Here is a 23,671-nt window from a genome sequence, read left to right on the forward strand (position 1 = left end):
ATTAGAATCCGTAATGTGCAAAAGCCTTGTTAGCTTCAGCCATCTTATGAGTGTCTTCTCTCTTCTTAACACTTGCTCCTGTGTTATTTACAGCATCTAAAATTTCTTTAGCAAGTCTTTCTTTCATAGTTTTTTCTCCTCTATTTCTAGAGTAAGTTACTAACCATCTTAAACCTAAAGTTTGTCTTCTTTCAGGCCTAACTTGAATAGGTACTTGGTATGTTGCCCCACCTATACGTCTTGCTTTAATTTCTAAAACAGGCATTATATTTTCAAGAGCCTTTCTGAAAACTTCAGTTGGTTCTTCGCCAGTCTTTTCTTTTACGATTTCAAATGCACCGTAAACGATAGCTTGAGCAGTTCCTTTTTTCCGTCAAGCATAATGTTGTTTATAAGTTTAGTAACAACCACATCTCCATAAATCGGATCCGGCATTACCTCTCTCTTTGGAACATGTCCTTTTCTTGGCACCTTTCTTCCCTCCTTACCATATTTAGTAGTATCACTGGTACTCAGCGATTTTTCTTTGCTGATAAGCACACAAATGTATGTATTATAAAGTTAAACTCTAATTAATAAAACATTTCTGCCACATCAGTTTAATTATTTAGGTCTTTTAGCTCCATATTTAGATCTTCCTTGCTTTCTGTTAGCTACCCCGGCAGTATCCAATGTACCTCTGATAATGTGGTATCTAACCCCTGGAAGGTCCTTTACTCTTCCCCCTCTAATAAGCACAACACTGTGTTCTTGAAGGTTATGACCTATACCTGGAATATAAGCTGCAACTTCCATTCCGTTTGTTAATCTAACCCTTGCAACCTTACGTAACGCTGAGTTAGGTTTCTTAGGAGTTACAGTTCTTACAGCTGTACATACACCTCTCTTTTGTGGTGATTCACTAGCAGTACTTCTCTTTTTAAGTGTATTAAAATTAAAACTTAATGCTGGTGCTTTTGATTTAGTAACAGCTCTTTCTCTTCCTTGTTTAATTAACTGGTTAATAGTTGGCATTTCTTCACCTCCTTAAATTTTTTCTAAAAATGCACATAACTATACATTATTAAATGTACCTAAATATTCTAACATTTATATATACAAAAGTCAATATTTTTTAAGTTTTTTAATATTTTTTATCTGCTATTTTCAGAAATTTTCCCCTTTATAATTATCGAACCTATGTCTGATAATATTGGTTTAAATAGGCTTGTTATTTCCGAAGCATCAAGGTCACTTTCATTCTTTGTAAATTCCCTTGTAAGTTTTGTAAATCTTTTAAAAAAGCCTTTTGGTGAAATTGGACATTCAACTCCAAAAACTTCCTTTCCTGAATCCATCATTAACAAGGACATTCTATAATACATGAATTTATTATCTTCTTCATCCATATTTGCATCATAGTATTCAAAAAGTTTTTCAAAATTTTTCATAATTTCACTCTGTTCGACAACTTCATTTAAAGTTAAAATTCCATTTTCTTTTTTAAACATTGAGTATGGAGAATGAACCCCTCCTAATATATGAACTATTTTAGAATATCTGGTATCTTCATTTCCAATATTTGTAGTAGATTTTATAAAAATCTTATTCGATACTGACCGCATAATAATATTTACATAGTCATATTCGTTACAAATATTATAGATTTTATATCCATTATCTGTAATTTCTTTGTTATATTTTTTTAGAAAATTTTCATTAAATCCCTGCCCATCAAAAGAATATACTTTTTTCAGTTTGGACATATCTCCCCGTAGAACTCCAATGTATTGAGCCTTATTTCCACCTTTGGAATGACCTGAAACATAAATTTTATTTATATCCGGAAACTTTTCAACCATCTCATCAAAATAGCTTAAAGCTCTTCTTTGTTGCTTTGTATCTGTTATATTATACGTTCCTTCTACATTATCTTTCCACTCAAAATCTCCTGCAGTACCCTTGTAAACTATAATTAAATTATCTTTAAACTGAAAACTCACATTTACAACTCTATAACTACCGGAAGCATTTCCATAGACCGAGTTATCAACATCTACTATTTTTATTTTTTCATAAATTTTTCTATTATGGTCAACTGTATTTAAAATATTTAAAAATTCTTCTTCATCTATTCCTGCCGGGTAATTTCCAGATTCATCTTTTTTATTCCTAATAAAATCAAATATCTCATTAATATTTTTACCTACTATTTTTTCTTGTACATCATCTTTTTCAAAATTATGAACATAAATTATACAGTTTAAAATTAAAAAACATCAATATTAAACATATTTCCTCCTATTATTCAAAGCTATAATGTTCTTTACCTGCTCCAAGTTCAAAATGGTATTTAATAATTCCCAAATCAACCTTTGTATAAAATCCCATTTTTGAAACTATATCTACCTTATTATCTTTTAGAATAATTTTATATCTTTGTTGATTTAAGGCTGTAGGTGCAAGCAGTGCAAATCTTACTCCTTTTAAAAACCAATCAGGCATTTCTACATCACTACTTGCAACTGAAGAAATACTTTTAAGTTTTCTTGTCTTTCCGTTTGTCTCTCCATATCCTATAGCTATAACACATACAAGTTTTTCATCTTCTTTTATATCATATTTAGCATTTTTCTTACTATATGTTCCTCCAACCCAACAGGTATTAAGCTCCAAACTTTGAGCTTTTATAACTAATTTTTCTGCAAAATATCCAATCTTTTCATCTAAATTATCACATTTTTTCCCAATCATTGCTATATAGTTATTAACATTTTTAAATTTTCCAAAATCTGCCAAAATACTCTTTCCAAAGGCATTCGGTTCATTTGTAATGAATTGAATATGCAAATCTCCAATATTATTGTATTCTTCTATATCTCTATTTATTTCATTTATTAAATTTTGTTCTATATCTTTTTTAAGATATGCTCTTACGGAATGTCTTTCTTCTACAAATTTATCAAAATTCATATTTCCCCCTATATAAGAAAAGGGCACATACTGCCCCCCAAATTTATCTCTATACTAACATACGAAAGCTCAAAAGTCAATATAAATCAAAAAACTCTATCGATACAAACCGCTTGAATTCCAATAAAAAAAGAAGTCCTAAGACTTCTAAATTTTATTTTCAGCTTCTTCACTTTTCTTTTTAAATATGAAAGATAATTTTGTTTCTGAAATTATTATCGCAATAAAAATTAGAACAAAACCTATAACTGATTTAACAGTTAAACTTTCAATTCCAAGCGCAACAGGTAATGCAACTCCAAAGATTGACTCACAACCTAAAATAATAGCGGCACTGCTTGGATCTGTATATTTTTGCCCTAAGTTTTGTAATAATAATGCAACTGCAGTACACATTATAGAAAGATATAAAACTTCAAGCATAGGTCTTAATGTAATTTGCATTCCTGCATTATTTTCTAAAGCAAAAGTAGTTATCCAAGATAAAACACCTGATACTAAAAATTGCATTATTGTAAGTACAAATGGATCTTTACCTACTCCAAGTTTTGTAACCATTACTATATGTGATGCAAATAAAATTCCGCTTAAAAGTGCAAGTGCATCTCCATAAATCGCTGTCCAACTTGAATTAAAAATTGAACCGCTCTCTCCTGCCATAGCTATAAAGAATATACCAATTATACAAAAAATTGCAGCAGATACATTAAATTTATCAGGTCTAACTTTATTTGTTATCCAATATAAAAACGGTACAATTACACAATATGATGCTGATAAAAACCCGCTACGTCCCGGAGTTGTAAAAGTAACTCCAAGTGTTTGACTTGAATAAGCAACAAATAAAAATACTCCAATTATAGCTCCGGCTGTCAATTCATCTTTTCTTGCTTTAAACAATTTTTTATGAAAAATAATTGCTAAGATAATTCCGGCTATGGTAAATCTAATACCTAAAATAAAATTAGGTTTAAATACATCCGCTGCACTTTTAACTACCGTAAGAGAAGTTCCCCATAAAATAGCTACAATAAAAAGCGCAATTTTTGCCAAAAAGCTTGTTCTATGTGAAATATTGTTCAAAATGTCCTCCTACTTAACTATTTTAGTTCCTGTAAGACCTTTTACAGCATCTGATGCTTTTTCAAGCAAAGTAATGATGGCACATCTGTTTTCTGAACCATTTACAAAATCTAAACAAGCCTCAACCTTAGGAAGCATACTTCCCTTTCCAAATTGACCTTCTGCAATGTATTTCTTAGCTTCTTCAACTGTGATTTCATCTAATTCTTTTTGTTCGGGTGTGTTGAAATTAATACAAACTTTGTCAACTGCAGTTAAAATTAAAAGGAAATCAGCATCTAGTTCTGATGCAAGTTCAGCACTTGATTTATCTTTATCAATTACCGCATCAATTCCTACTAGTTTTCCATTTTTCTTAACAACAGGTATTCCACCGCCACCTACTGTTATAACTACAAGCCCGGCATCTACCATTTTCTTAACAGCGTCAATTTCAACAATGTGTAATGGTTTTGGTGAAGGAACAACTTTCCTATATCCTCTTCCTGAATCCTCAACAAAAGTAAAGCCCTTTTCTCTTTCAAGTTCTTCAGCTTTTTCCTTTGTATAGAACATTCCAACAGGTTTAGTTGGATTTTCAAATGCTTTATCATCCTCTGCAACTTCAACTTGAGTTACAACGGAAACAGCAGTTTTATTTATTCCTTTTTCTTTAAACGCTTGACCTAAGGCTTGTTGTAAATGATATCCAATATATCCTTGACTCATAGCTCCACATTCAACAAGAGGCATTAAAGGAGTTTTTTCCTTACCATTTGCTGAATAATCCATAGCCAAATTAATCATTCCTACTTGAGGTCCATTTCCATGTCCGATTATAACATCATTTCCATCTTTAACTAAATCTGAAATAATATCGGCAGCTATTTTAACTTTCTCTAATTGCTCTAAAGGGGTATTGCCTAAAGCATTACCCCCCAAAGCTACAACTATTCTCTTTCCCATTTGTACCTCTTACCATAAAGTTGAATACATAACTGCTTTTATAGTATGCATTCTGTTTTCAGCTTCATCAAATACAACTGATTGAGGTCCTTCAATAACTTCATCAGTAACTTCCATTTCAGGAATACCAAATTTTTCAAAAATTTGTCTTCCGATAACAGTTTTTTGGTCATGGAATGAAGGTAAGCAGTGCATAAAGATAGCAGTTTCTTTAGCATTTGCCATAACTTCTTTGTTTACTTGGTATGGTTTTAATAATTTAATTCTTTCAGCCCAAACTTCGTCCGGTTCACCCATTGAAACCCAAATATCTGTGTAGATTACATCAGCATTTGTAGTTCCTTTTTTAACATCTTCTTCAAAGCTTACAGTACAATGAGTAGCTTTAGCGATTTCTAATGCTTTTTCTCTTAATTCTTCTTCAGGCCATAATTCTTTTGGAGCACAAGCTGTAAAGTTTACACCCATTTTAGCACAAGCTATCATAAGTGAGTTACCCATATTGTTTCTTGCATCTCCCATATATACAAAGTTTAATCCCTTTAAGTATCCGAATTTTTCTTCAATTGTTAAAAGGTCAGCTAACATTTGAGTTGGGTGGAATTTGTCAGTTAAACCGTTCCATACAGGTACTCCTGCATATTTTCCTAAAGTTTCAACTAATTCTTGGCTGAATCCTCTGTATTCAATACCGTCATACATTCTTCCTAAAACTCTTGCAGTATCTTCAATAGATTCTTTTTTACCCATTTGTGAAGAACCCGGATCTAAGTAAGTAACTCCCATACCTAAGTCCATTCCCGCAACTTCGAAAGAACAACGAGTTCTTGTTGAAGTTTTTTCAAATAATAATACTATATTTTTTCCTTCTAAATAACGATGAGGAGTTCCACTTCTCTTTAAATCTTTAAAATTTCTTGAAAGATCTAAAAGGTAACGAATTTCATCACTTGTAAAGTCTAATAATGTTAGGAAATTTCTTCCTCTTAAGTTTTTGCTCATAACAATTCTCCTTTGAATATATATTTGGTACAGTAACTGTACCCCTACACCATTATTATACTATATTCATTAAAAAATTTCGGACATTTTATTTAATAAAATTTGTATTACTTTCTATTTATTTTATAAGTATAGTCTTAATAGATTTGTCATTTTTAGTATTTTTCAAAAATGAATTAATATAAAATCATTTAATAAAAATATAATTATTGTCTTATATTAATGAAAAATATAACACAATTTTACAAATAATATATTATAAATTGTCCATTGATTAATATTAATTATTTGAATATAAACTATTTTAAAATTAAATATTTATAATATTGAAAATAATTTTATATTATATTAAAAAAAGACATATATTTTAACCTCTTAAACTTTACATAAACTAGATTATGATTTATACTAATAATGTACATAGAAAATATTTTATAACAGGAGTATTTATGACTAAACAAAAAGGAATAGAAATACAAAACAGAGCTAATTCATATATAAATGAAGAGAGTATGTATAGTATTGATAGAGAGATAATTTCATCCCCGACAAAAGGTCTTTTTCATCAGTCTGCCAGGTTTTTATTGATAAAAAAAGGAACTGCAAAGATGAGAATACAAAATAATATCTACGAAATAAAAGACAGGACTTTAGTTTGTATTCTACCTTGGGAATATACTGAAGTTGTTGAAGTTTCAAAGACTATACAATATTTTATTCTAAAATATAATTTTGATAGCGCTAATAAAATAATAAAATCATTTTACAATGTAGATGCGGAAAATTTAAGTTTAATAAATTCATTTTACGATAATCCGGTAATTCAATGTACTGATGAGCAATTCGAATATTTTTCAAATATATTTGATATGCTAAGAGATGAATTAGGTGAAGATTCAACATTATATAATAAAAATGAAAACCCAATATCTTCAGCTTATGTCTTAAATAAAATAATTGACTTGATTATAACTTACAGAAGAATGCAGGATGAAGACACTAATAAGATAAGAAAAATGGATGAAAAATTTGATAAAATAAATATTTTTAGATATATCCATGCCCATTTAAGCGAAAAACTTACAATTTCCACTATTTCAAAACTATTTTTCATGAGTGAATCAACCATAAATAGATATGTAAAGGAAACAACCGGACTTTCATTTAACACCTTAATAAATGAAATGAGAGTCGGAAAAACTATGGATATGTTACTATATACAGATTTAGATATAGAAGAAATAGCAGAAATAACCGGATTTTCCGATCGTTCTCACCTTTCAAAAGTTTTTACAGCAAGAACAGGTCAAAATCCTAATAAGTACAGACAAACTTTCAATAAAGTATCTCAAATTTGTCAAATAGAAAATATCAGAAAATTCTACAGAATACTTAACTATGTAGTCAAAAATTCAAGTGAAGATATTGATATAGAAAGTATATGTAAAAACTTCTCAATATCTATAACTGAACTGAATAGATTGTTTATATACTATGTAGAGAAAAATTTTAAAAGTTTTTTAAATTTTGTACGAATTAACAAATCCACAAAACTATTATTAAAAACAGATATGCAAATTACAGATATTGCATTTGAAGTCGGATATAATACCGTTAAAACATTTAATCGAAATTTTTTAAAATATCAAAAAATGTTGCCTACAGAATTTAGAAAAAATCTAAAACTACAAGATAGAGAAATTTAGTTAAATTTTAAAAAGTCGTTGAATTAAATCAACGACTCTTTCTATTTTTCAACAGAATAATAACATCTCTTTGGAGAAATTATTTTTTCTTCAGCCTTTAATTTCTTTAAAACTTTATCCACATCTGCCTTTTCAACTCCTAATTTTTCGGCAATTTCTCCACTTTTAAGAGCTTCTGAAGATTTTAATAATTCAATAATCTTTTCACTTAATTCCATTTTAATACCTCCTTATTTATAAGACTTTTATACCCTAAATACAGAACAATTAAATTAAAATAAAAAATTATCTAAAAATAGACAAAAAAATCCTGCATCAGCAGGAAAATAATAGCAATCCGTAACAGAATTCTCGAATTACAGATCTGGTGCCCAGAGGCGGAATCGAACCACCGACACGAGGATTTTCAGTCCTCTGACTCTACCAGATGATAACTATTTATTAACACTTTTATTTTATTTGCTTTTTAAGATTTTCTCTATTTTAACTTTTCATAACTCATCTTATCGTGCTTCGCACTAGACTAAGATATTAACTCAAAATATCTTCGATTTCATCTCGATATTTTGGTTACTCTCTTATACCGACTTTTCGCTATCTGGGCTTAAAATTATAAAACAAAAAATGAGCAAAAAAAATCCTGCATCAGCAGGAAAATAATAGCAATCCGTAACAGAATTCTCGAATTACAGATCTGGTGCCCAGAGGCGGAATCGAACCACCGACACGAGGATTTTCAGTCCTCTGCTCTACCGACTGAGCTATCTGGGCATATTTAATATTATGATTTTTTTGCTATGCGATAGCTCATTCTCTCGTGCTTCGCACTAGACTAAGATATTAATTTAAAATATCTTCGATTTCATCTCGATATTTTGGTTACTCTCTTATACCGACTATCGCTATCTGGGCATATTTAAAATATTATGTAAATGGCAGGGGTAGAAGGAATCGAACCCTCATCAGCGGTTTTGGAGACCGACATTCTACCGTTGAACTATACCCCTACAGTATCAATCCTTTTTTAGCTCTATAAAATAAGAGATATTTCTATAATAGAAATATCTTCAGATAATTTGGTGGGCCTTCAGGGACTTGAACCCGGGACCTACCGGTTATGAGCCGGGCGCTCTAACCAACTGAGCTAAAGGCCCAAATTATTGGCGGAGAAAGAGGGATTTGAACCCTCGCATCCCGTAAAGGATCTACTCCCTTAGCAGGGGAGCCTCTTCAGCCACTTGAGTATTTCTCCATTGTGGCGGAGAGGGTGGGATTCGAACCCACGTGGGCGTGAACCCAAACGGTTTTCAAGACCGCCTCGTTATGACCACTTCGATACCTCTCCATGAATGGTGATCCATCGGGGATTCGAACCCCGGACACCCTGATTAAAAGTCAGGTGCTCTACCGACTGAGCTAATGAATCATAAAATTGGCTGGGGTAGCAGGACTCGAACCTGCGGAATGCTAGAGTCAAAGTCTAGTGCCTTACCGACTTGGCTATACCCCAAAGGTTGGCGCACCTAAGAGGATTCGAACCTCTGGCACACGGATTAGAAGTCCGTTGCTCTATCCAGCTGAGCTATAGGTGCAAAATGGAGCGGGTGAAGGGAATCGAACCCTCGCAACCAGCTTGGAAGGCTGGGGCTCTACCACTGAGCTACACCCGCATATAAACTCAAACTTTATGGTCTTAACAAAAAATTCAATTGGTGGAGGAGAGTGGATTCGAACCACTGAAAGCGCAGCTAACGGATTTACAGTCCGTCCCCTTTGGCCACTCGGGAACTCCTCCATATAATCTACAAAAAGCAGATTGGAGCTGGTGGGAGGACTTGAACCCCTAACCTACTGATTACAAGTCAGTTGCTCTACCAATTGAGCTACACCAGCATAATTATTGGCGACCTGGATGGGACTCGAACCCACGACCTCTAGCGTGACAGGCTAGCATTCTAACCAACTGAACTACCAGGCCATATTTGGTGGGCACAATAGGGCTCGAACCTATGACCCCCTGCTTGTAAGGCAGATGCTCTCCCAACTGAGCTATGCGCCCAAATATAACCAACACCAATTAAAATAAAGTGGTGACCCCACCGGGATTCGAACCCGGGTTACCGCCGTGAAAGGGCGATGTCTTAACCGCTTGACCATGGGGCCTCATCAATCAATTTATGTTTTAAAATTGACTGCCTAATAATTATATACTATAACTCATAATTTGTCAATACTTTTTTAAAGTTTTTAATTTATCTAATCTTTTAAAAATGTATCTCTCAAACAGTTACTCGAATATTATACACTTTATTTTTTTAGTTGTCAACACTTTTTTTAAAATTTTTTTAAAAATTATAACTCCAAATTCGGCTCAACATTTAATGTCAAATCACTTCTTACTCCGGATATATACTCATAATATCCGGACGATGCAATCATAGCGGCATTATCTGTACAGAGTATTTTATCAGGAAAATATGATTTGAAATTATTTTTTTTACACATCTTTTCAATTTCCGCTCTTAATGTATTATTTGCAGAAACTCCACCTGATACGACAAGAGTTTTCAAATCTTTCTCTTTCATTAATTTTTCAGTCTTATAAATCAAAACATCAAAAACTGCTCTTTGAAAACTGGCACAGACATCTTCTTTTGATATTTCTTCATTTTTTTGCTTTTTACTGTTTAAATAATTTAATACAGCAGTTTTAAGTCCGCTAAAGCTAAAGTTATAGCTATTTTTATCAAGCATTACTCTTGGAAAATCTATAGCTTCATCATTACCGAGTTTTGCCAGTCTTTCAACTTCAGGTCCACCAGGATAATTCATTCCTAAACATCTTGCAACTTTATCATAAGCCTCTCCACAAGCATCATCAATTGTCTTTCCTATCACTTCCATATTATTATAATCTTTTACATGTACTAAATAAGTATGTCCCCCGGAAATTAAAAGACAAATGAATGGTGGCTCCAGTTCTTTATGAGTTATATATGCTGCACAAATATGTCCTTTCATATGATTAACTCCAACCAATGGTTTTTTACAAGCATAGGAAAGTGCCTTCGCCTCTGAAATACCGACAAGTAAAGCACCAACAAGACCGGGTCCTTTAGTTACAGCAATTGCATCTATGTCATCCATTGAGATTTTTGCTTCATCTAATGCCTCTTTTACAATATTATTGATAACTTCTAAATGCATTCTACTAGCAACTTCAGGAACAACTCCCCCAAATTTTTTATGCATATCTATTTGAGAAGAAATTATATTAGAAATAATTTCTCTACCATTTTTTACAATAGCTACACTTGTTTCATCACAACTGCTCTCTATCGCCATTATTTTTACATCTTCCATTAAACTACCTCTTTTAACATCATAATACCATCTTCTTTAGGATTAGTATAATAGTCAATAATCTCTCTAATATTTATAAATCCACATTTTTTATATAAACTTATTGCAGGAATATTGCTTTTTCTAACTTCTAAAAATATCTTCTTAACATTATTTTTCTTTAATTCATCAAGTAAAAATTCAACAATTTTAAATGCTATCTGTTTTTTTCTAAACTCTTTAGAAACAACTATTTTATAAATTTCAGCTTCATCTAAAATTTGGTTAAATAAAATATACCCCACAATATTTTTTTGATTTTCTGCAACTACGACTCTTTGATTTTTTATATATTCCAAATAAAATTTTTCGTCAAAATTATTGGAAAAATTTTCATCATCTAAAGAAAGAATATCAAAGACATCCCCATTTTTCGCATATCTATATAAAATCATCTACTTACCTTTATTTTCTAAATCTCTTTGAGCTTGTGAAAGTCTTACATATTCAGGACTTAAATTAAAACAGTCTGAAATATCTCCACTTTCATATTTTTGTTTTCCGATAACACAGGCATTTTTTGAAATACAACTATTTAAACATGCAGGAGTAACCGCAAAATTTTTATTTTTAAAAATTCTTTCCTTATACAAATTAACACAATCTCCTACAAAGACAAATTCACCTTTATCCGAAAATTCTTCTAAAAGCTCATCAATAGTTAAAAGAGCAGGAGCAACAATATTTTTATTATTTATCCCCTCATAAACTCCATAGTAAACTCTTTCTCCCCTAGCATCAATTAAAGGAATTTTCTTTTTATCGGAAAACACCCCAAAAGAAAGAGCCTCTAATGTATTCACTGCAACTATCGGTTTATTCAAAGCCATTGCCAAGGCCTTTACAACAGTAACCCCTATTCTTATTCCTGTAAAAGAGCCCGGCCCTGTAACTGCAACGAATAAATCTATATCTTCTATATCAATATTTAATTTTTTAAGCATTTCATCAACCATTACAAGTAAAATCTCATTATGGCTCATACTTTGATTAATACTAAAATCTCCAACAATATTATTATCTTCCATTACTGCACAGGAGCTATGTGTTGTTGAAGTGTCTATCGCTAAAATTTTCATTCTAATTCCTCTATAATTTCTAATTCTCTTTTATTATTTCCATTAATTACAATCTTTCTTGAATTTTCAGAAATTTTTAAAATCTCAAGTTCAATTAAATTTTTAGGTAATAAATAATCTGCATTTTCTGCCCATTCTATCACCGTAATCCCGTCAGGATAAAAGTAGTTTTCATAATCTATTTGATAAAGTTCTTCCGGAGTATTAATTCTATACAAATCCATATGATTAAATTCAAACTTTCCGTAATATAAATTAACTAAATTAAAAGTTGGTGAAGTAATATCTTCACCTATCCCCAAATTTTTTCCTAAAAATTTTGTAAAAGTTGTCTTTCCGGCACCAAGATCTCCAATTAAAGAAATCACATCGCCATTTTTTAATGTTTTTGAAAATCTTTTAGAAAAATTATCACATTCATCTAAAGAATTTAAAATAATCTCTAACAAATTTTCCCTCCTAAATTATAAATATAAATTACATTTTATTAAATCATAATCTCTTTTTAATAATTAAATTTTGGTTATTATGATGAAATAATTATGGCTTTATCATATGGCATAAAGCTATAATTATTATATCACAAAAAATATTTTTATAACAGTAAAAATAGAAAAAGGAGATTAATCCAATCTCCCTTTTCGTTATATATTATTCTGAAAATTTAAGCTTTACATTTTTTAAAGTCCAAGTATATTCATCAAAAGTCATTTTTAAATTTATATCAAATGTTCTTCCTTTATATTCAGCAATAAATTCATCAGAAAACTTTAAAGTTATCTTATTTGTTTCTACATCATAACTTGCTTCAATTCCATCATCACCTGCAGTAATTTCACTAAATAGATTAATAGTTTCTTCCGATCCAAATGCTTGTGCCAATGAATTTCCAAGTTCTTTAATTCCTTTAAAAGGTGTATCAAAAGAAACTTCTTTACCATTTACTTCCACAGTAGAACCAAAGTTGACTCCTTGCCCTGAAAATTGTATACTTCCAACACCTTCATTTAATGCTTTTTCCAATCTTTCGGCAATATAATCTCCTAGTCCTTCATAATTTTTAACTCTATTTCCTGAAATATCCAAGTGTTCAATTTTATTCAAATCCTTAATAATTGAAACATCTTCTATTCTATTAGCTGAAATGTCCAAGAATGTTAAATTTTTCAAATTTTTTAAAGCTGAAATATCAGTAATTCCCTTAGATATGTTTTTATGAAGTTCATCTCCTTCAACAGTTACATTGTAATGTAAATCTAATCCTGTTAGATTTGTAAGATTAGAAAGAGGAGTTATATCTTCAATTAAATTGTTATATAATTTCAAGAAAGTAAGATTTGTTAATTTTTCTAAAGGTTTTAAATCAACAATTCTATTTCTTTGAATTTCTAAATATTCCAATTTAGTCAAATTTTTTAGAGAAGTTATATCTGAAATTTCATTTTCATTTACTTTCAATTTCCTAAGATTTTTTGCATATTCCAAACCTTTAATGCTCTTCATTCCCCTTGTAACTGCAAATTTAAAATCTTTTGTTCCAGCTAAACTTTGAGGAACTCCAAGTATGGAATATTTTGCATTTTCACTAAAGTCGGCACTTCCATCTTCTTTTAAGAAAATTGATAATTCTGTTAAACTTTCCATTTCTTCAACAGTAACCTCTTGATTATCCGCTCTATTTTTATCTAAATTCTTATTAATAACCTTTAAAAATTTAGCATCTTCAATTTTAACAACTTTTTTGCTTGAATGAACAAGTTTTAAATTCAAATTTAATTCAGTAGGATTATTTGCATAGTCCATTTCATTTTCAAAAGCAAATTTAACTTTTAAGTCTAAACCGCCGTCTTTAGTTTTATTAAGTGCTTCATCTGTTAAATTAAATTTTAATTTTCCGTCTTCTAAAGTTACTGTAACTCCCTTAGTTTCTGAGCTAACATTGACATTTCCACCTTTAGCAATCTTGTCTAGTCCAATAAAAGGATTTTCAATTTCAAAATTTTTTTCACTAACAGCTACATCATCTAAATCTAAATTTTGATTATGAATAACTTTTTCAAATATACTGCTCTTATCGTTAATAGGTGAAAAATCTCTTACTTTATTTCCGTCAATTTTAACACTTGCAAGTTCATTTAAGTCTTTAAGAGCTGAAATATCTGAAACATTGTTATTTGATATTGTTAAATTTGAAAGTTTATTTAAAGATTTCAAAGCTTCAATATTTGAAACTTTATTATTATTCATATATAGATAAATTAAATCTTTTAAATTACTAACAGCATCTATATTTTCTACATTGTTCTTATTCAAATTCAAGCTTGTAAGTTTAGTAAGTTTTTCTAAGAATGTAACATCTGAAATTTTATTATTTTCAAGATTCAAATCTTCAACTTTAGTAATATTTGTTAAATTAAAACTGTCAAGATTATTACCCTTTAAACTCAATTTTGTCAATTTTGTTAAGCCGTCTATAACAGAAATATCTTTAATCTTATTATTTCCTAAATCTAGATTTTCTAATAATTTTAAATTTTTCAAAGCACTAATATTTTCAATATTATTGTTATCTGCTATTAAATATGTTATATTTTCAAGTTCTTTAACATAACTGATATCTGAAATTTTATTTGAATAAATATCTAGTAAATTAAGTTTCTTAAAGTTTTTAACAACGCTCATTTCATATACTTTATTAACTGCAAAATCAAAATTTTCTAAATTAGTTAAATCTTTCAACGAACTAATATCTGAAATATTATTATGTGAAATATACAAATATTTAAGTCTTGTCAAATCTTTTAGTGGAGAAATATCTGAAATTTCATTATGAGAAAGTCTTAACAATTCAAGTTTTTTAAGATTTGAAAGTGGTGTTAAATCTTTAATAGCTCCTTTTGAATATCTTATTTCTTCGTTATCATCAGGAATTTCACCGGAAGAAATTGTAAGAGTCTTTAAATTTTTACAATATTCAAGTCCTTTAATACTGCTAACTTCAATAAGATTTTCTTCAGCCGCATCCATTCCTCTAATTCCTATTGATTCAATTTTTTCCAAATCACTCTTATATATTTCATTTGAATTTTTATCTTTTCTATATGACTTATCAGTAAGTTTAAAATTATATTCATTCATTTCTGTTTCAAAACTATCTTCACCTTCATAGGCATGTAGCTTATCTAAAATGAATTTTTTCAAGTTTGCATCCTCAATTTCAACAACTTTATCCTGTTCGTCATTTTCAACTTTAGAATTTTCACCATTCCACATCAAAATTCCGACATAGTCATAAGTCTTTCCTTTTATTTCTATCTTTCCGGATAAATTGGCAGAATTTTTATAAACTCCGTCTGCACTTGAATTATATGCCAAAACTGAAGACATCAAAATTCCTGTACCAACTGCAACAGATAAAAGTTTTTTTGCATTTATCTTTTTAGAAACTAAAACAGAAACAACTCCAACAATTCCTGCTACCGCAATTGTTACATTGATTTTATAAACACCATCTATTCCAGTTTTAGCCAGTTTTCCTTTTTTAATGCCATCTTTAATAGCTTCTACTACTTCAAATTGTATTTTTTCATTTTCTAAAATTTTCTTTTCTCCGGCTTTTATATCGCCAATCTCAAGTTCTTTTCCCTTAATGATTTTAAGACCCTTAATATCTTCTGTCTTTACTTTAACCCCAACCATATCTTTTGAAGTCTTATTTTCAACAGAAATCTTAAAAATTCCATCGCCATCTCCAATTAAATTAACTATAATTCCGTCTTTGTTGTAAATCACAGTTTCACTATCGGCAAAACTTACCTGTGAAAAAGAGAATCCGCAAAGTAGTGCTAAAGCTAATATGCTTTTATTTTCATAACTATCCTCCATTAAAAATAAATATACAATATTATTTTATCATATAATGATTTTAAAGTATAATAGATATATCTTATTCTAAACTGTGAAAATATTAATATTTTCTATACAAAAAAGAACTATGCATAACACATAATTCTAAAATATTTTATAATATTGACTAAACGATAATAACATCTTCAAATCCATTTTGAAGTGCTATTTGTTTTAATTCTTCCATTTCATCATCCGTTGGAGCAGAAAACATACTATATTCTTCTCTAACTCCATATTTTCTGTATTTTATAATTTTATATCGAATTTTATGTCCCATTTTTATGTATTTGGAAAGCATCTTTGTAATATTATCAATAGTAGTTCTATTGTCCATTCCGGCAATTGTTACAGTCCTTATCTCAAATAGTTTATTAATACTTGCAAGATAATCTGCATTTTCTAAAACCACATCAACCTTACTTTTAGTTATAAAAAGATGTTCCTCATTATCAAAAGCCTTTATATCGAGCATAAAAGCATCTGAAACTTCTACAAAATCAGGAAGTCTCTTTAAAGGTATTCCACCATTTGTATCAACAAAACAAGTAAGACCAAGCTTTCTAACCTCTGTAAAAAGAGAAGTTAAAAAAGTATGTTGCAAAGTACATTCTCCACCACTAACTGTAATCCCCCTTATAAAAGGTATATTCTTTTTTATTCTTTCGACCGTTTCTTCAACTGTCCAATTATAAATCTTTGGACTTGAAAGATGCTTACAAACCCTTATACATTCATCACAATTTATACAGGTTTTATCATTCCAAACTATTTTTCCATTTACATTCTTCAAACTCTTAGTCGGACAAGACGGAATACATTCCATACAATTTATACAATGTCTAATAGTTTCAGGATTATGACAATAAAAACAGTTAAAATTACAACCCTGTAGGAAAATAGACGTCCTGTTTCCAGGTCCGTCTACCACCGACATATCTATTATTTTATTTATAATTCCTTTATTTGACATCTCTAACCTTACGTTCTAATAAATGATATTTTTCAAAAGCCTCTCTTGCATATTGAACAGTATCATAGCTGATACTTTCTCCGTCAATAAATTTTTGCATATCAGATTTCTTTACTAAATATCCTGTTACACGAATCAAATCGCCATTTTCTCCATAACATGAAATATATCTCATATTTAATCTAAATGCAGCCTTAAAAATATCTAAAACAGCAGCAGGATTCTTTTCAGCAGTTTCATCAAATGGAAAATGGTCGCCAATTCCTGATGGAAAATACTTATGGAATAAAGCTGAATGTTTAATATGGTCATACATAGGAATTTCCTTACCTATTCTGATTCTAACTCCTGCACTATCTTCCATATCATCTTGTGCCCCAACTTGTGAATGAAGCATAAATCTATGGTTCCAGAAAGTTGAATACTTACTTTCAAATGAATTAACTCTATTTTCTACAAAATCCATTACTTCTAGCCCCAAATTGTTGGCATAATCGTCTTTTCCATAAACTAAATCTTTACTTTCAAACTCTAAAAGTTTTTGAACACATTCATGAAGTCCTACAACTCCGAAAAGTCCAACAAATCTATCTAACTCGATAAAATCTTCTTTAACTAAGAAGTTTTCCTCAAAGAAAGGAGTTTCTTCAACTATAAATCTGATTTTTCCTTCCATAAAATTGCACATTAAATCTATTGCTTCAGGTAAAACTCTATTAAAGAAATCTTGTTTTGAACTTGAACTTCTAGCAAGAGAGCCAAGTCTTAATCTACTTAAAGTAAATGCTCCGCCTGAAATTGGAAGTCCATTATAGCAACTTGCTATCGCATAATCTCCATTAAAATCTTTTCTATAGTATTTATCATTAGCAAAAGCAGGATTTGCAGTTAAAAGAGATGCATAAACTGCCTTTTCTCCAAAATCGTCAGGTGTAATATCTTCATCATAAAGAATTGTCATATTTGGAGTAACATTATTTAAAATTGGAAGTAATTCTAAAATAATTTCTCCTGCAACAGTCTTTTCAGGGCCGATATTTGCATGGCAAAAACTGTCATTAATTGTTCTATCCAAAGAAACTAAAAACCACTTAATTAACTTTTTAGCTTCCTCTCTATCTGTAATAAATGGATCTAAAAGCTTATCAATTTTCCCAATATAAACCGGGTATCTTGTTATAGAAGGAACATGATGATAAAAAATCAATAAACTATTTATTGCATCGAGTAAAGTTTCAGCCTTCTCAAGACGTAAAAACTTACAACCCTCATCTAAAAGTTTTTGATAATTAGGGCAAATATATCTCGGTGCATAAGGCGCATGACCTTCCCACAAATCGCAGAAACCTCCATTTTCAGAAATTTCAAAAATTCTATCATTAATTGAACTTACAGGAAAATCATTCAAATTCTCTGCAAGCTTTGCAAGTTGAGAAGTCTTTTGCTCATAAGTTAAATCCTTAGCCTTAATAATATTCATTGATAATTCTCTAGCTTCGTCCAATGTTTTTATTTTAGAAATCATAAATACCTCCAATTTTATGTCAAAAAGTCATTTACTATTTACCCATATTATATATGAATAATCTCCAAAATGATACTGTTAATTGTCTTTTTTAAGTAGATATTTTAAAAAATTTTTCAGAAAAAACTAATAAACTTTTTATAAATACAATTGAGTATTTATTATATTTCTAAAACAATTAGCCCAAAATATACAATTACTCCAAATAAATTTACTTTTGTTTACTTGTAAACAAAAGTATGAGATTTCCAGGGCGATTGTATCAGAAGATACAATTGCTCCCGTCAGGCCTACTATTGCTTGTAAACAAGCAAAGTTAGGGCTAGATTGACTACTCTCGAGATAACGTGTTGGTGGTTTTTCTTTAAGTTGCTATGACATGAATTATTTAGTTTCTATATATTTTTCAACTTAGATATCTGAGAGTTCCTAATTTTTTATATAGTGAATAATATCCATTTTATCATTTATTCTATCAATTTCTCCAGTCTTTGTATATCCTAATTTTTCGTATAAGTAGCAGTTTCCTTTTTCTTGAAATATTGTATCAAGCTCCCAATTACCTTTACCATGAATTCTTTCTATTTCATAGAAAGCTTTTTGAGCTAACCCTCTATTACGAAATCTCTCCATTATAAATACAGGTGCTACTCTTTTTCTGCTTCCGTCTCTTCTATCAATTACCCGAATAGCACCAACGATATTATTTTCCTCATAAATATAATAAAAGAAAGTATATTCTTGAAGTAATTTAGTTTTGATCTTTTCTTTAGTTTCATTTGCAGGATTAGTATCAAAATCTTGATATTTATCCAATAATTTTTGGAATGCTTGAACTTGCATTTCCCATAATTTTTCTGTGTCCTCAATGCTTATTCTAACTAACTTTATATTCATAGTTCACCTCAATTTCTAAATCTACTTCTCTAAAGATTAATATTATGACAAAATTAATTTTATATAAACCTTTTTAGTATTTCTTATTCAACTTTCTTAAATTTGCTAAATTAATATCATAAATGACACTTCTTAATTCTATCATATAACATTAGTGTTATATTAGTTTTAAACTAACAATACATAAATCAATAGATTTTAATAATTGTGATTATAGTTTTCTCTTATATTAATTATCCCTTTAATTCCATGGAATTGTATTTCAGCTAAGACTCTTCAAAACTTACTAAATCCATATTATCTTTAAGACAAACTTTTTAACTATTTTCATAATAACTTTTAAGTTTATAAAGTTGTTCTTTTATGTTACTCTTTAATTCTTCTTCTACTTGAAAATAAGTCAACAACTCTTCTATTTCATCCTCATCTCGTTTTAATCTTACAAAATTAAATACTTCTTCATCATGATAGGAATCTTCAAATATACCTCTTAAAGTAATTAACCTAAGAAGATTTTTGTTAAAATTGTCTTCTAATTTATTAAAATATATCCCTAAATGTACTAAAGCTTTTTCTTTTTTCCTAATTTATATAAACATTTAAACATCATTCCATGTTTCCCAATAATATCAGAAGATTTTAGTGAACACTTATAAGCTTTTTTATACATTCCTTGCTCATAAAACACCCTTGACTTTTCTAATATTAAATCATACTTATATCTATTTAAATCATTACTTAAATATTTGTATTTAAAAATTATATTATTAAGCTCATAAAAGTAATTATTAATAGTCTTAAAATTATTTGCCATAAAACTTATATTTGGATTAAATGGAAAGAAAACTCTACCATTAAATTCATTTTTTGCATTATCATTATATGAATAACATGTAATAGCCTCTTTTATTTTCTTTAACAAAATAATTTCCTTACAAGTCATAAAATTATGATAAAAACTTAAGCTTTCTACCTCTTCAACAATTTTTTTGACAGTCTATCTAGTTCATTCCCTATAGGTATCAAATAATCTTTGTTCTCATCATATAAATATGATTCATTTAAACATTTATTTTGTAACATCAAATCATACTATTCCTCACTAAAAATATTTGCTTTTATTTTGTTTTGAGATACTGAAGGCCTCATGCCACGATTGTCAAACGCCATTTGTAGATAAAATAAAATATACACGGAAATTACATTTACATCATATTCAACTACAGGCCTTACTTTTCTATATCTAATAATTTCTGGTATCTTTGTGAAAATCAGCCAAAAAATAAATCCTGAAACTAAAGATGTTACAACAGAAATGATTATTTCATACATACAACAATTTCCTTTCTAAATGTTAAATTATTTTTAATTTTTTATTATTCTTAAATTATACTAATTACAATTATTGAATAATATTGTAAAAGTATTAGCAATATACATATTAATTATAACATAAATAATTGTTTAAGATAATGATTTATTTACTTTTAAAGAAGTTAAATTATCTATGAAATCTCCAGCGCAATAGCGTCAGAAGGTACAATTGCTCTCGTCAGATCTACTATTGTTTGTAAACAATCAAAGTTAGGAGATTCACTTCACTCAGCTTCGATTTAGTCAAAATGACGTGTTTGTGGTTTTTCTTTAAGTTGCTATGACATGAATTTTTTTGTTTTTTATAGTTTTAATTTTATCCCTTTTTCTCTTAAATTTTCTATACATTCAATCAAGTATTCATTATTATGCTCTTTGTAAATTGGGGTATCTGTAATTTTTTCTTCAAGATTATTATAACTTTCTGCTTTCTTTCCTCTATAATTCTTATCTTTCCATTCTAAAGAAATATTATATCCTCTTTTTTCCATTTCATCCATAACTAATGAGTGATAAACAAACAAGTAATACGGAGAATATAAAAATACATAATCTACAGTTTTGTGTTTTTTTCCCCATCCATTACCTCTAAGTGCACAACATTCTCTATGTTGACCAAGAAGCTGATTTCTAGGTAATAAGGGGATAATTTTTTCATGCCAAAGTTTCATATTGTTCTCCTATTAATAAAGTTGATTCTTGTAAATATTTATTAGGATATTTCTTTAGTAAATAATTGATATATTCAATTACATCTTCCTGATTATTTTTCCCTTTCATATATTCTTCTAATATATTAAATAATTCTTGTTTTTCAATTTCACTTGATTGCTTTTTGAAATATCCCCATACATGAAGAATAGCGTTCGTGAAATCTTTTTTATTCTCTTTTACATCTCTCGCTTTTTGTATTTTTTCATTTAGAATTAAAATATCTACTTCTTTTTCCTTCAGATACTCTCTAATCTCTAAATATATTTTATGCGATTTGCTTAATACGTAATATTTATTTTTTGCCCATAGTTCTTCACATTCTTTTTTTATATTTTTGTTACTCATATTAGCACCATCTTTCAAAATACTCAAGTTATTCATATATTTAATATAATCACTTCTTATACTAATTCAAAAAAAGATTTAAAATTATATGTTTTTATTATACCACAAATAAACTAATTAATTTTTTAATAATAGTATTTGTATAAAACTATACTTTTTATCTTTATATATTTATATTAAATAATGATAGAATATAATTAAGAAAGTAGATTTATGAGATTCCCATTACCATTGATTTAAAGAATAGAATTTTTCCTAACCACTCTACTTTTGTTTACAAATAAACAAAAGTATGAGATCTCTCCACTTCACTCAGCTTCGCTTCGTTTCGGTCGAGATGACGTGTAGGGAGATTTTCTTTGTAAGGTACTATGACGCAAATTATTTTATTTTTATACATTTTTAAAATTTTAAAATTTTAAAGTTTATCTACTGATAACGTCAAGCTATTAAACGAAGTTTTCTACCTTTTACGTCATTTCGACTGTAGCATAGCGAAATGGAGAAATCTCATATTTTTAATTTTTTTCACAAGAAAAAGCGACTAAGATTTTCTATTTCTTAATCGCCTTGTATCTTCAATATTCAGTTTTATTTAGCTCGACAAACTGGGATTTGTTTAATGAATTCAGTTTTTCCATGGTTTCTTTCCATCCAGCCATCCCTGTTCTTTCCAGTACTTAGTATCGATTGGATTAAGTCCCTTTTTCTGGAAGAGTCTCATCACAGAGAATAGTACTCTTACCTTTATTCCGGGGCGAACCTTGTTTCGTCTGATTAGTATTTTCTTTGCTATTGATGAAACATTCTTTTCAATGTGTCTCCGTTTCTTATCGCTTACCTGTTCCCAACTTGTAGCTGCAACACCTGTTCCAAAACGATATATCTTTCCAACTCCCCAGAAGAGGAGACTGTCCGCCATATCCTTGTTAGTTGACTTAACTCCTGCACCGGCAGCTGTAGAAATACAGACTCCCTGCTTTCTAAACATTGAGTCCTTTGGTCTATGAGACATCCAGCGGTAACCGTAATGATCTAATAAGCTCTTCATGGCACCTGTTGTATGGAAAACATAAACTGGACTTGCAAGTATTATCACATCGGCATTGTCAATTGCCTCTGTTATAGGGGAAAGCTTTTTAAAATGGGGGCATTTATCCTCTCCATTTATAAAGCAATTTGTACATCCACAACAAAATTCATCGAAATCTTTCGGAAGGAAAATCTCTGTTAATTCACCATCCAGTTTTTCAGCAAGCAAGTGAGCTATATGGAATGTCGAACCCTTATGGCTCTGACCATGAATTATTGTAATTTTCATTTCTCACCTCAACACTATATAATCAATATTATGTTTAAGACAAAACTCTTTAATTTATTTCATAGCTGACATATTTGGTTTGCTCTTTCCACCTTCCCAACGGTTGACGGATGAAAATGAGACACCAATTTCCCGTCCAAATGCTTCTTGTGATAAAAAGCACTTCTGACGAATTTTCTTTATTTCTTCTGAATAAGTCATAATATTTCATCTCCTATTTTATATGTCATTAATATAGCATTATTATAACATAAATAACTAATTAAAAGAATGGTTTGTTTACATTTAAGGAAGTTGAATTGTCTGTGAGATTTCTAGAACAATTCTACCAGAAGATACAATTGCTCCCGTCAGATATACTTTTTGCTTTTTTAATAGTACTGAAATACCATTATGAAAGGAACTTGATGAGATTTCTCCACTACGGTCGAAATGACGTGTTGGGAT

Annotated in this window: 22 protein-coding genes, 15 tRNA genes and 1 pseudogene; 1 reads left to right on the forward strand and 37 read right to left on the reverse strand. The window is 29.6% G+C overall.

Annotated features, from left to right (window positions below):
* Nucleotide 1 precedes the first annotated feature (1 nt).
* The 7 genes and pseudogenes from rpsG to argF form a co-directional block, all read right to left on the reverse strand.
* Nucleotides 2–471, reverse strand: a pseudogene (gene rpsG / locus HMPREF9127_RS06925) (30S ribosomal protein S7).
* Between the two features lie 132 nt (nucleotides 472–603).
* A complete protein-coding gene (gene rpsL, locus HMPREF9127_RS06930; RefSeq protein ID WP_009448792.1) occupies nucleotides 604–1,014 on the reverse strand; it encodes a 30S ribosomal protein S12 in 411 nt (136 codons plus the stop codon).
* Nucleotides 1,015–1,133: 119 nt separating this feature from the next.
* Nucleotides 1,134–2,249, reverse strand: coding sequence for an Mbeg1-like protein (locus HMPREF9127_RS06935; protein ID WP_141557539.1), 1,116 nt, complete (start codon nucleotides 2,247–2,249; stop codon nucleotides 1,134–1,136).
* A gap of 34 nt (nucleotides 2,250–2,283) precedes the next feature.
* A complete protein-coding gene (locus HMPREF9127_RS06940) occupies nucleotides 2,284–2,952 on the reverse strand; it encodes a nitroreductase family protein (RefSeq protein WP_009448650.1) in 669 nt (222 codons plus the stop codon).
* Nucleotides 2,953–3,099: 147 nt separating this feature from the next.
* Nucleotides 3,100–4,035 (reverse strand): DMT family transporter, encoded by a 936-nt coding sequence (locus HMPREF9127_RS06945; protein WP_009448731.1) that lies wholly within the window; start codon nucleotides 4,033–4,035, stop codon nucleotides 3,100–3,102.
* Nucleotides 4,036–4,044: 9 nt separating this feature from the next.
* On the reverse strand, nucleotides 4,045–4,980 hold the full coding sequence (gene arcC, locus HMPREF9127_RS06950) for a carbamate kinase (RefSeq protein WP_009448889.1): 936 nt from the start codon (nucleotides 4,978–4,980) through the stop codon (nucleotides 4,045–4,047).
* 9 nt (nucleotides 4,981–4,989) lie between these two features.
* A complete protein-coding gene (gene argF, locus HMPREF9127_RS06955; protein WP_009448841.1) occupies nucleotides 4,990–5,982 on the reverse strand; it encodes an ornithine carbamoyltransferase in 993 nt (330 codons plus the stop codon).
* 449 nt (nucleotides 5,983–6,431) lie between these two features.
* Between argF and HMPREF9127_RS06960 the strand changes: the two genes are divergently transcribed.
* Nucleotides 6,432–7,688, forward strand: coding sequence for a helix-turn-helix domain-containing protein (locus HMPREF9127_RS06960; RefSeq protein WP_009448956.1), 1,257 nt, complete (start codon nucleotides 6,432–6,434; stop codon nucleotides 7,686–7,688).
* Nucleotides 7,689–7,729: 41 nt separating this feature from the next.
* On the opposite strand, the gene HMPREF9127_RS06965 is transcribed toward HMPREF9127_RS06960, so the two are convergent.
* The 30 genes from HMPREF9127_RS06965 to HMPREF9127_RS07105 form a co-directional block, all read right to left on the reverse strand.
* The gene (locus HMPREF9127_RS06965) at nucleotides 7,730–7,906 is read right to left on the reverse strand and encodes an HTH domain-containing protein (RefSeq protein ID WP_009449016.1); all 177 of its coding nucleotides are present in this window, start codon (nucleotides 7,904–7,906) and stop codon (nucleotides 7,730–7,732) included.
* A gap of 147 nt (nucleotides 7,907–8,053) precedes the next feature.
* Nucleotides 8,054–8,126, reverse strand: a tRNA-Phe gene (locus HMPREF9127_RS08255).
* Between the two features lie 257 nt (nucleotides 8,127–8,383).
* A tRNA-Phe gene (locus tag HMPREF9127_RS06970) sits at nucleotides 8,384–8,459 on the reverse strand.
* 162 nt (nucleotides 8,460–8,621) lie between these two features.
* Nucleotides 8,622–8,695 (reverse strand) — tRNA-Trp (locus HMPREF9127_RS06975).
* 70 nt (nucleotides 8,696–8,765) lie between these two features.
* A tRNA-Ile gene (locus tag HMPREF9127_RS06980) sits at nucleotides 8,766–8,842 on the reverse strand.
* A gap of 7 nt (nucleotides 8,843–8,849) precedes the next feature.
* Nucleotides 8,850–8,940: transfer RNA gene (locus tag HMPREF9127_RS06985), tRNA-Ser, on the reverse strand.
* Nucleotides 8,941–8,944: 4 nt separating this feature from the next.
* A tRNA-Ser gene (locus HMPREF9127_RS06990) sits at nucleotides 8,945–9,033 on the reverse strand.
* A 5-nt stretch (nucleotides 9,034–9,038) separates the two neighbouring features.
* Nucleotides 9,039–9,114 (reverse strand) — tRNA-Lys (locus tag HMPREF9127_RS06995).
* Between the two features lie 7 nt (nucleotides 9,115–9,121).
* Nucleotides 9,122–9,198: transfer RNA gene (locus HMPREF9127_RS07000), tRNA-Gln, on the reverse strand.
* Between the two features lie 5 nt (nucleotides 9,199–9,203).
* Nucleotides 9,204–9,280: transfer RNA gene (locus HMPREF9127_RS07005), tRNA-Arg, on the reverse strand.
* A 4-nt stretch (nucleotides 9,281–9,284) separates the two neighbouring features.
* Nucleotides 9,285–9,358: transfer RNA gene (locus tag HMPREF9127_RS07010), tRNA-Gly, on the reverse strand.
* 40 nt (nucleotides 9,359–9,398) lie between these two features.
* Nucleotides 9,399–9,483: transfer RNA gene (locus HMPREF9127_RS07015), tRNA-Tyr, on the reverse strand.
* A 22-nt stretch (nucleotides 9,484–9,505) separates the two neighbouring features.
* Nucleotides 9,506–9,581 (reverse strand) — tRNA-Thr (locus HMPREF9127_RS07020).
* Between the two features lie 8 nt (nucleotides 9,582–9,589).
* Nucleotides 9,590–9,666 (reverse strand) — tRNA-Asp (locus tag HMPREF9127_RS07025).
* A 5-nt stretch (nucleotides 9,667–9,671) separates the two neighbouring features.
* Nucleotides 9,672–9,747, reverse strand: a tRNA-Val gene (locus HMPREF9127_RS07030).
* A 29-nt stretch (nucleotides 9,748–9,776) separates the two neighbouring features.
* Nucleotides 9,777–9,851: transfer RNA gene (locus tag HMPREF9127_RS07035), tRNA-Glu, on the reverse strand.
* A 189-nt stretch (nucleotides 9,852–10,040) separates the two neighbouring features.
* The gene (tsaD, locus tag HMPREF9127_RS07040) at nucleotides 10,041–11,051 is read right to left on the reverse strand and encodes a tRNA (adenosine(37)-N6)-threonylcarbamoyltransferase complex transferase subunit TsaD (protein ID WP_009449028.1); all 1,011 of its coding nucleotides are present in this window, start codon (nucleotides 11,049–11,051) and stop codon (nucleotides 10,041–10,043) included.
* A complete protein-coding gene (gene rimI / locus HMPREF9127_RS07045) occupies nucleotides 11,051–11,485 on the reverse strand; it encodes a ribosomal protein S18-alanine N-acetyltransferase (RefSeq protein ID WP_009448637.1) in 435 nt (144 codons plus the stop codon). Before rimI ends, tsaD begins: the two co-directional genes overlap by 1 nt.
* A complete protein-coding gene (gene tsaB, locus HMPREF9127_RS07050; protein ID WP_009448780.1) occupies nucleotides 11,486–12,169 on the reverse strand; it encodes a tRNA (adenosine(37)-N6)-threonylcarbamoyltransferase complex dimerization subunit type 1 TsaB in 684 nt (227 codons plus the stop codon). It lies immediately after the preceding gene.
* On the reverse strand, nucleotides 12,166–12,618 hold the full coding sequence (gene tsaE, locus HMPREF9127_RS07055; RefSeq protein WP_009448519.1) for a tRNA (adenosine(37)-N6)-threonylcarbamoyltransferase complex ATPase subunit type 1 TsaE: 453 nt from the start codon (nucleotides 12,616–12,618) through the stop codon (nucleotides 12,166–12,168). The genes tsaB and tsaE overlap by 4 nt, the downstream gene beginning before the upstream one ends.
* Before the next feature lie 202 nt (nucleotides 12,619–12,820).
* A complete protein-coding gene (locus HMPREF9127_RS07060; RefSeq protein WP_009448839.1) occupies nucleotides 12,821–16,054 on the reverse strand; it encodes a leucine-rich repeat domain-containing protein in 3,234 nt (1,077 codons plus the stop codon).
* A 148-nt stretch (nucleotides 16,055–16,202) separates the two neighbouring features.
* Nucleotides 16,203–17,048, reverse strand: coding sequence for a YjjW family glycine radical enzyme activase (locus HMPREF9127_RS07065; protein WP_009448693.1), 846 nt, complete (start codon nucleotides 17,046–17,048; stop codon nucleotides 16,203–16,205).
* Complete coding sequence (locus HMPREF9127_RS07070; RefSeq protein ID WP_009449138.1) at nucleotides 17,038–18,573, reverse strand: YjjI family glycine radical enzyme; 1,536 nt, start codon at nucleotides 18,571–18,573, stop codon at nucleotides 17,038–17,040. Before HMPREF9127_RS07070 ends, HMPREF9127_RS07065 begins: the two co-directional genes overlap by 11 nt.
* A 429-nt stretch (nucleotides 18,574–19,002) precedes the next feature.
* On the reverse strand, nucleotides 19,003–19,470 hold the full coding sequence (locus HMPREF9127_RS07075) for a GNAT family N-acetyltransferase (protein WP_009449139.1): 468 nt from the start codon (nucleotides 19,468–19,470) through the stop codon (nucleotides 19,003–19,005).
* A 562-nt stretch (nucleotides 19,471–20,032) separates the two neighbouring features.
* The gene (locus tag HMPREF9127_RS07080; protein WP_009449052.1) at nucleotides 20,033–20,392 is read right to left on the reverse strand and encodes a hypothetical protein; all 360 of its coding nucleotides are present in this window, start codon (nucleotides 20,390–20,392) and stop codon (nucleotides 20,033–20,035) included.
* A gap of 170 nt (nucleotides 20,393–20,562) precedes the next feature.
* Nucleotides 20,563–20,802 (reverse strand): hypothetical protein, encoded by a 240-nt coding sequence (locus tag HMPREF9127_RS07085; RefSeq protein ID WP_009448765.1) that lies wholly within the window; start codon nucleotides 20,800–20,802, stop codon nucleotides 20,563–20,565.
* 344 nt (nucleotides 20,803–21,146) lie between these two features.
* Complete coding sequence (locus tag HMPREF9127_RS07090; protein ID WP_009449098.1) at nucleotides 21,147–21,515, reverse strand: TIGR02328 family protein; 369 nt, start codon at nucleotides 21,513–21,515, stop codon at nucleotides 21,147–21,149.
* The gene (locus HMPREF9127_RS07095) at nucleotides 21,499–21,903 is read right to left on the reverse strand and encodes a YbgA family protein (protein ID WP_039849530.1); all 405 of its coding nucleotides are present in this window, start codon (nucleotides 21,901–21,903) and stop codon (nucleotides 21,499–21,501) included. Before HMPREF9127_RS07095 ends, HMPREF9127_RS07090 begins: the two co-directional genes overlap by 17 nt.
* Nucleotides 21,904–22,531: 628 nt before the next feature.
* The gene (locus HMPREF9127_RS07100; RefSeq protein WP_009448728.1) at nucleotides 22,532–23,224 is read right to left on the reverse strand and encodes a flavodoxin family protein; all 693 of its coding nucleotides are present in this window, start codon (nucleotides 23,222–23,224) and stop codon (nucleotides 22,532–22,534) included.
* Between the two features lie 54 nt (nucleotides 23,225–23,278).
* On the reverse strand, nucleotides 23,279–23,425 hold the full coding sequence (locus HMPREF9127_RS07105) for a helix-turn-helix domain-containing protein (RefSeq protein WP_009448830.1): 147 nt from the start codon (nucleotides 23,423–23,425) through the stop codon (nucleotides 23,279–23,281).
* Nucleotides 23,426–23,671: the final 246 nt, after the last annotated feature.

The sequence above is a fragment of the Parvimonas sp. oral taxon 393 str. F0440 genome (assembly GCA_000223315.2).
GTDB lineage: Bacteria > Bacillota > Clostridia > Tissierellales > Peptoniphilaceae > Parvimonas.